The organism is Prosthecobacter sp. (assembly GCF_014879935.1).
Lineage (GTDB): Bacteria > Verrucomicrobiota > Verrucomicrobiia > Verrucomicrobiales > Verrucomicrobiaceae > Prosthecobacter.
Genome location: NZ_JACSRD010000044.1, coordinates 1 through 8,767 on the forward strand (window position 1 = coordinate 1; position 8,767 = coordinate 8,767).

The 8,767-nt window shown below is 60.3% G+C and carries 5 protein-coding genes; 2 read left to right on the forward strand and 3 right to left on the reverse strand.

From position 1 onward, the window contains the following. Positions 1–1,146: sialidase family protein (locus tag IAE77_RS00820; protein WP_294220411.1), on the reverse strand; the 1,146-nt coding region annotated here is incomplete at its 3' end. A gap of 147 nt (positions 1,147–1,293) precedes the next feature. Here IAE77_RS00820 and IAE77_RS00825 point away from each other — a divergent pair. Both IAE77_RS00825 and IAE77_RS00830 read left to right on the forward strand, forming a co-directional pair. After that, positions 1,294–4,107, forward strand: coding sequence for a YHYH protein (locus IAE77_RS00825; protein WP_294220414.1), 2,814 nt, complete (start codon positions 1,294–1,296; stop codon positions 4,105–4,107). Positions 4,108–4,207: 100 nt separating this feature from the next. Next, a complete protein-coding gene (locus IAE77_RS00830) occupies positions 4,208–6,268 on the forward strand; it encodes a DUF1566 domain-containing protein (protein ID WP_294220416.1) in 2,061 nt (686 codons plus the stop codon). Here IAE77_RS00830 and IAE77_RS00835 read toward each other — a convergent pair. Both IAE77_RS00835 and IAE77_RS00840 read right to left on the reverse strand, forming a co-directional pair. Beyond that, positions 6,259–7,101 (reverse strand): NotI family restriction endonuclease, encoded by an 843-nt coding sequence (locus tag IAE77_RS00835; protein ID WP_294220419.1) that lies wholly within the window; start codon positions 7,099–7,101, stop codon positions 6,259–6,261. The genes IAE77_RS00830 and IAE77_RS00835 overlap by 10 nt on opposite strands. A 22-nt stretch (positions 7,102–7,123) precedes the next feature. Then, the gene (locus tag IAE77_RS00840; RefSeq protein ID WP_294220420.1) at positions 7,124–8,170 is read right to left on the reverse strand and encodes a DNA adenine methylase; all 1,047 of its coding nucleotides are present in this window, start codon (positions 8,168–8,170) and stop codon (positions 7,124–7,126) included. Between the last annotated feature and the right edge of the window lie 597 nt (positions 8,171–8,767).

Genomic DNA, 8,767 nt, shown 5'->3' on the forward strand with positions numbered 1-8,767 from the left:
GGTGTTGGTTTTGGGGCACCAGGAGCCGTCGGTGACCCAGGATTCGGTGGGGCTGACGTTGCAGATGCCGAAGTTGCCGTTGAAGGCGACGAGGTCGGCGGCGTTGACGCCATCGCCGATGAGCGGGAGCACGACGCGCTCGGTGGCGCGGATGAGGCGGAGCGTTTTCGGATCGACCTGCGCGACCCAAAGCGGTGCACGCCAGCGGATGACTTTTTCGTTGGTGGGATCGCGTCGCGTATAGACGAGGAAGAGGCCGTCGGAATGCGTAAGCCAGTGCTGCTGCGTGCTGTTCGTCATGAGCGGCGTGCCGTCGTCCCAGGTCCAGGGCTGCTGCGGTTCGTAGTTCAGGCCGTCATCGCTGACGGCGACGTAGCCCTTGCGATCCTCGGCGCGGATGGTGAGGTAGTAGCGTCCGCCGAACTGCGTGAGCGAGGGCTCCAGCAGGCCGCGGCCGACGGTGTGGGTGAGCGCGTTGCCGGTTTGCTTGATGCGCAGTTCGTCGCCATCAAAGGAGCAGCGCACGCCGCAGACGGAGCGCGTCTGGCCTTTGACGCCGAAGGTGAAGCTCATGAGCACATCGCCATTCGGCAGGTTGATGCGCTGGCCGCAGTTGTTGGAGTAGATCTCGCTGCCGCGTGGGTCATCCCAAACGAGTTTGCGTCGCGGACCCCACGCGCCGTCCTTCCACACGGCGTAGATGGGCCAGCGAGAGGGCTGATCGCGGTAGAAGCCTTTGTTTTTGTAAAACACGTTGTGCCCGAGCGCGAGCACGCTGCCGGTTTTCGCGTGAAACTCGGGCGTGACATCGCACACGGCCTCGTTGTTGCCATCGGCCATCGGCACCCAGCCGAGCGGCGGCACAGGCGTGAAGTCGCTCCATGTTTGGCCGAGGTCATCGGACGTGGCCCAGTGCACGTGCCCGAAGTGATCGGAGCCCATGATGGGCTGCGTGGTCATGAAGGCGCGTTTGCCGATCATGCAGGCCCGCGGATGAAACCACGTGCCCTTCGGCAGCGCGGGCGTCTTCACCACGACCTTCTCGATGGACTCGATGAGCGACTCCTGCGTCTCGGCGGCAGGCGAAACGGCGGGCAGCAGGGCCAAACTGGATGTTTGGAGAAATTGGCGGCGGGTGAGGTTCATGGCTGAGTAAGACGGAATGGCCGACGATGGCTTATCCAAGGTCAATGCGGTTCCCCAACGGCATTTCGTTGCCTTTACACAATCCCGACAAATCTCCCGACATTCGCTGAAGCCGTTTTGACGGGCCGGGAGTTAGTAGCGGGTGTTATGAAAACGCTCCCTGTCCTCCTGCTGTTCGCGACGAGCCTCGCCGCGCATGATTTGGCGACCACTGATCGGGAGGTGCTGCGGGCGCACATTCTCGAAGAGTGGAAACGTGAGCGCGGCATGACCGAAGTGGCCTCCACGGCCTCGGTCGTCCAACTTGCAGCCGCGGCGGCTGCGAATGCCGCGAACGCGCCGCAGACGGCGAAGGCCTTCTTGCCCTTCACGAAGCTGGATCTGCGTGCGGATGGCGAGTTTCTCTATGTGGGATCGAACGGTCTGCCGGATCACAACATGATGGTGGGCATCACCGCATGGCAGCAGCAGGTGCCGCTGCCGCAGCCGTATTTCGATGACAACGCGTGGCGCATCCCGCTGAAGCCGGTCGTGGCGAAGGAACCGGCGATGATCAAAGGCCGCTTCTTGCGCGGCGCGATCGCTTTGGCCGTGAATGGCATCCCAATCTTCAATCCGCAGAACAATCGCGGCGAGATCAGCTATGAAATCGGCGAGCTGGACGAGTGGGGCGGCCATTGCGGACGCGCGGATGATTATCACTACCACATCGCGCCGTTGCATCTGCAGGCGCAGGTCGGCAAAGGCATGCCGGTGGCGTATGCGCTCGATGGGTATCCCGTTTACGGCCTCACGGAGCCGGATGGCTCGCCGGTGGCGAATCTTGATGTGTGCCATGGCCACGACGACGCGAAGATCGGCTACCATTATCATGCGTCGAACCAGTATCCGTATGTCTTCGGCGGCTTCCACGGTGAGGTCGTCGAAGCGGGTGAGCAGGTCGATCCGCAACCGCGTGCTCAAGGCGTGCGTGAGGCCTTGACCGCGTTGCGTGGTGCGAAGATCACCGCTTTCGAAAGCACCGGCAAGGACAGCTACAAACTCAGCTACGAGGTGAATGGCGACAAGCGCAGCGTCAGCTACTCGATCAAGGCCGATGGCACCTATCCCTTCCACTTTGACAATGGTCGCGATGGCACGGCCGATGAAGTTTACACCGCACGTCGTCAAGGTGGCGGCGGTGGTGGTGATCGCCCGCCCGGCGGTGGCCCCGAAGGCATGAAGGGCAAAGGAAAAGGCAAAGGCCATGGCAAAGGTGGTCGCGAGGGCGAAATGCGCCGCGATGATCCGCCTCCACCGCGCCCCGGTGAGGAAGGTGGACGTCCTCCGCGACCGCAGGCCGCCATCGAAGGCATCCTCGATGTGAATGGCGACGGCGTCGTCACCGCGCAGGAGTTTGCCGACAACGCGAAGTCGAATGCCGCGAAGAAAGGCATCGCGATCACCGACGCATTGGCGAAGGCGAAAGAGCAGTTCACCGCGCTCGATCACAATCGCGATGGCAAGCTCGACACGCCGGAGCTTGATGAACTCGCTGGCAATGCACCTGCCCCAGACGCTCCGCAGCCGCGTGGTGAGGAGCCTCCCGCACGCGAAGAGATGAAGAAAGGTGGCGGCGGTGAACGCGGGGGCAAAGGGCAATCCTTTGTCGCCCTTCCCGATCAACCGCGTAGCAGCGACGGCAAATTCATGCTCAACAGCCCCGTGGTCGAAGATCTACAAGCCCTGCCCACCGAGTTCACCGGAGATGGCGACGGCATAAGCCCGCCGCTCGCTTGGTCTGGTGCTCCCGCAGGCACGAAAGGCTACGCTTTGATCATGGATCACGTCACTCCTGATGGAGATCGGAAGTGGTATTGGACCGTTTACGACATCCCGGGCAGCGCATCGAGCCTGCCGAAAAACGTCACCGACATCGGCAAGCTCGGCACCGGCTTCAAAGGCGAGATCGGCTACGAGCCGCCGCACTCCAAAGGCCCCGGCGCGAAGACCTATGTCATCACGCTTTATGCCTTGTCCGAGCCGTTGAAAGTCGCTGGAAAGCCCGGCCGCGAAGAACTCATCACCGCGATGAAGGGCAAAGTGCTGGCGAACTCCTCGCTGCGTGTCGTTCACTCCAGCGGTGGTGCTGCCAAGAGTGATGCGGGCTTTAGCCTGCAAGAACGTTCCCAGACTCAGCCACGTCAGGAGGCCTCCGGGCAGGCTAAAGCACTGCCTCACTCTGAAATGGCCCAAAACACCGTGCGTCCGCCCGAGCCTCCTCCGCAAGGTCCTGCTGGTGATCGCCCAAAAGGCCCCGGCGGCGGTGGTGAACCCAAAAAAGGCGGCGGCAAAGGAAAAGGCAAAGAAGGCCCTCCCGGCCTCGTGAAGCCAAGCATCGCCGACACGATCAAACTCAACGTCTATGCCGACAACTGGTTCATGCTCTACGTCAACGGCCGTCTCGTCGCCGTGGACAGCATCCAGTTCACGCCTCACAACGTCGTCAGCGTCGATTTCCTCCCCGAGTATCCGATGACCATCGCCGTGCTCGCCAAAGACAACGCCGACCCGAAAACCGGCATGGAATACGGCACCAGCATCGGCGACGCCGGCCTGTGCATCAAATTCGCCGACGGCACCGTCACCAACGCGAGCTGGAAGGCCAAGAACTTCTTCCACGGCCCCGTGAACAGCGACACCGCCAATCCCAAAGTCATCCAGGAGCCACTTCCCGCCAACTGGTGGGCCATCGACTTCGACGACAGCACCTGGAAGAACGCCAAAGAATACACCGTCGAAGAAGTCGATCCCAAACAGCCCTACTTCGACAACGACTTCGAAGGCGCCAAGTTCATCTGGACCGACGACATCGCCCTCGACAACACCGTCATCTTCCGCACCAAAGTCGAAAAAACCGGCTGGACGCCAAGGTGGAACACGAAGCCGGATCTGGATGTGACGGGTGCTCCCCTCAAATGACGCCCCGTGGTTGCGTGGCGCAGTCTTGACTCAATTCCGACAAATTTTCCGTCAGGCCAACAACAAGTCCTGACACCTGCCTTCCAACCTTGGCACAACCATGAAACGCTTTCTTGCCCTCGCCTGCCTCCTGCCGCCCGCTTTGCATGCGCATACTTTGCCCTCCGGGGACAAGGAGGCGCTGCGGGCGCATATTTTGGAGGAGTTCATGCAGAAGTCGGCTCCAAATAAGGTGAAGCCAATTGAGGCTCCGGTGCCGAAGTCGCTCAAAAAGCCTCTGCAGGTGGCTTCGTTTTCGGTGTTCGATATTTCATCGTTCATGACGAGCGGGTCGGCGCTGCCGCCGGCGGGGAACGGGCTGCTGATGGCGGCTTCGTTTGCGCCGTTCAAGCCAAAGGTGCGCTACAACTGGGACGGGACGACCTTCTTCCTCGAATCGGACAACACACCGGAAGGGATGCCGAACAAGATGTTCGGGATCACGACGTGGCAGCAGCAGGTGCCGATCCCGGCGGCTTACTTTGCGCATTCGACGAGCAATGAGAACAACGCGGGCTCGCTCGGCTACCAGCAGCCGAATGTGTGGCGCATCCCGCTGGTGCCAGTGCCGTCGGCGTCGCCGATCGTGATCTACAATCCACCGGCTCCGCCGACGAACTTCCTGCGCGGCGCGGTGGCGCTGGCATCGAACGGCATCGCGATCTTCAACCCGTCGAACAACGGCGGGAATGTGTCGTATGAGATCGGCGAGCTGGACTACTACGGCGGTCACTGCGGTCTGGCGGATGATTACCATTACCACATCGCACCCACGCACTTGAACACGCGTTTCGGCGGGCCGTTGGGCGATGACAAGCCCATCGCCTGGGCGCTGGATGGCTATCCGATGTATGGCTTTGTGGAGCCGGATGGCTCGCCGAGGCAGGCGCTGGATGCGGAAGGTGGTCACGATCACGGCGGCGGCTGGGGTTATCACTACCACGCGATGGGCACGACGGCGGTGGACGCGACGCATCCGTATGGCACGCCGCAGTCGCCTTACCTGATGAAGGCCTTCCACGGCACGGTGGTGAATTTTGGCAACCAGGTCGATGGTCAGCCGGCGGTGGGAAATCTGCGTGCGGATGGCACTGGCGGCTACAATGCGAAAGCGGTCGCCGGTGCCTACATCGTGGCGCAGATGAATCCCGCGCCGCTGGTCACGGATGGCAGCGGTCATCTCAATCTCGTCGCGGGCGTGAATCTGACGAACTGCGCGACGACCTACGGCAGCACGACAGTGACGTGTGCGAGCACCACGGGGCTGACGACGGGGCTGGCAGTGGTCGGTTATGGCGTGAGCAATGGTGCACGCGTGACCTCGGTGACGAATGCCACGCAGTTCGTGATCAGCATCGCGGCGATCGCGACGACGACGGGCCGGAACTTTACCGCGGTGTCGATGGCCACGGCCTCGCCGGATGCGCATCTCATGCGCGTGAACATGGGCGGCGTGGACTATGACGAGTGCTGGACGATCAATCGCAAAGTGAATCCGCGCTCGCTCACGATGACGTGGCGTGCGCAGGCGCTTGTCGGCGGAGTGCTCAGTGGTCCGGTTTTGACGACGACGCAGACTTACACGCCCACGGCGGGCACGGCACCGGCGAATCGCCTCACGGCGTATCCGATGGGCGCGTGGTCGGAGGTGAAGCTGCCGGACACGAGCCAGGCGATCAGCACGACGACAACGTTTGGAGAGGACAGCGACTACACAACGGCTCCAGCGGCGAATCCGCAGTCCTTCACCGACAATGGCGACGGCACGATCACGGACAATGTGACCGGTTTGATGTGGCAGAAGGCCGACGCGGGCGAGATGACTTGGGAAAACGCGGTGAACAATGCCGCGTCGCAATCCACCGGCGGTTACAGCGACTGGCGACTGCCGAATCCGCATGAGTTGATGAGCCTGTTTAACTACGAGACGGGCAATCCGGCGATGAACGCCACCTACTTCCCGCCTGCCTCGCCCTCGGCGGAGTATTGGTGGTCACGCGATGTGTTTGGCAGCAGCACGACGAATGTGTGGTGCGTGAACTCCGGCGGCGGCGTGGGTCCGAAGCCGAAGGCGGAGACGGTGAGCGCGGGCGGCACGCTGCGCTATCTGCGTTATGCTTGAATGATTCTGGCCCTTCCAAGACCCGCCGCCAGTTCATCCAGCATCTCGGATGGTTTCGGAGCCACACCTTCGCGAAGTGCAGCCATGACCTCATCCCAATGAGTGAACACAACGCGTTTGAGCTTCATGGGGTAGGTGGTGCCTTCTTTGTCGAACGAATAGACCAGCCAGGTCACCTCCGAGTTCTCTACTCCATCGACTTCCCTCATCGTCGGCATCTCGTCGAAAAAGGTTTCGTCCACCGCCACGAAAAACTTCTTTCCCCAACGACGGAAAATGGGCACTTTTAAGCTCAGTTGCGGCATGAGCCGCTTTTGAGCGGAGGATCGAAAATCGGGACGGCGTGAAGCATCGGCAGGAAGTTTCTTGTGCTTCAAAAAATGGTCAAAAGCCGGTTTGATGGACTTTCCAGAGATGTAAACCGCCTGAATCTCCAAAGCCGCGAAATCGACTGGCTTACCATCAGGCCCCAAAGCCGTGAGCATGAAGTCGATTTTGCCGATCTTTTTCGGACGCGGACCTGGAACAGTTAGGACTCGAACCTCGGGCACAGCCGCAGCTTTGACGCCTTTGCCGAACGCCAGTTTCGCAGCATCAAGAAACACTTGGTTCTGCTCTAAAAATCGGCTTGGGCAGACGACAGTGGCCCGTTTGCTATCTGCGAACGAGCATATCCCAAGCGGATCGTCATTATTACCCTTGTTGCACGGTGCGTCGCGAAAACGGCATCGTTTACAGTCGCGGTCCTGCCACGCTTGTTTGCTATGGTTATCTACGGAGTGTCCGAATGTTTCGCCGATCTGTAAAAGCATCGACACGATCTTGGGCGGCATCGCCCGGCGTGCCAAGTCAATTTCATGGCCCGCTTACCCATGAAAGGTCACGCCCGATCAGCAACTCCTGCATTTTGGCGTGGTGGGTGTTCTTCATCGAAATACCCCGCGTTTCGAAACCATGACGCTTCGCTAGCTCCAGGACTTCCGACGTGTGGTCATAGCTCATCAGAAAGTCACCTTTCACCCGCGCCATTGCCGCAAATAGGCGTTCGTGGTCGATTTGCCATTCCGAGTAGAGCCGCCGAGCCGCAATCGTGTAGGGCGGGTCAACGTAGAAAACCGCAGATTTGTCCTGGCTGTGCTCTTCGATCAGCTTGAATGCGTCACCATGAACAAACGTGAAGCGGTCTTTGATGGCATTGATGTCACGGATGCGCCGAGCCAACGTCTCAGGATACCAGCGTGACCTGAGTCCTCGGCCATTCTCACCTGTCTTAACCAGCCCTGCTCCTGTCGCAAGAATGCCGCCCCTTTGGACGCGGTTCCTGAGAATGGTTTGGAATGCTTTTTCGCGTATTGTTTTCGCGGGCTTCTCAAGAGCTGGTTTCACATTTTCGAGAGTCACATCGAAATCCATGATCTGCTTGGCCAGCCATTCGGCCTGACCGTTGAGCACAACCTGCCAAACAGCGGCGACACGTTCATCAAGCTCCGCAAAAACGATGTGCCGCGCCAGCCGCTCGAAGCCTGCTGTGAGACTTACAATCCCCCCACCTGCGAAGGGTTCGATGAGCCTCGATGGAGTCTTACTCTGGTGGTTTAGCCAGTCGCGCAGGTAGGGAACAAGCCACGTTTTGCCTCCTGGGTAGCGGAAGGGACTGCGCTGCGGCACGGATGCGACGTTGATCGGACGGGCGGCCTTGTATGTCACGTTCACTCTCGGAAGGGTGTTCTCCAGATCGGGAAACAGCGACGCAAAAGGCTCTTCCCTCAATACGCATCCGTCTGTTTCATCAATCCGCTTTGCGATCTCCAACACCGTTTCTGCGAGCGTCACCGGAACGCGGATCACTGTGGTTTTTCCTGCCTTCCATTTCTTGGGGTAACTGGTGGATGATAATGCCATTCATCCTTTCTAGCCGTATCACGCCATGCACGTCAAGCCCTGTAACAGGGAAAAGGTCCCTGTTACATCATTTTTCGCCCATTCGGGATCGCTATCGATCAAAATCCTCTGCCAAAAGCCCTCCGTTCCACCCCAATCTCGTCCCGTGCCTATGCATCTTCCATTCTTGGGGCAAAACATCAAAACCCGCCCAAGGCAGCGCCAAACGCCTACCGTTTGGTCCTGCCGCAGTGTCGGCGGGGCTAAACGGCTCTCATCTGGGAGAGCCGGAGCGTCGGCAGGGCTGGACGGCTCCCGTTTGGGGCAGCCGAGGCGTCGGCGGGTCTGGACGGCTCCCGTTTGGAGCTGCCGAGGTTCCGGCAGGGCCAAACGCGTCCCGTTTGGGGCAGCCGAGGCTCCGGCAGGGCTAAACGGCTCTCATCGGTGATAGCCGAGGCGTCGGCAGGGGTAAACGCGTCCCGTTTGACGCTGCCTTTTCGGCTTTTTGACTGCGCGAGGATTCCGCCAAGCCCGCAGTGGCATGGCAGGGCCAGGCGGGGGTTGACGGCTGAAACACGAGGCATACTTTTCGGGCCAGTTCGTCCTTTATCACATCGG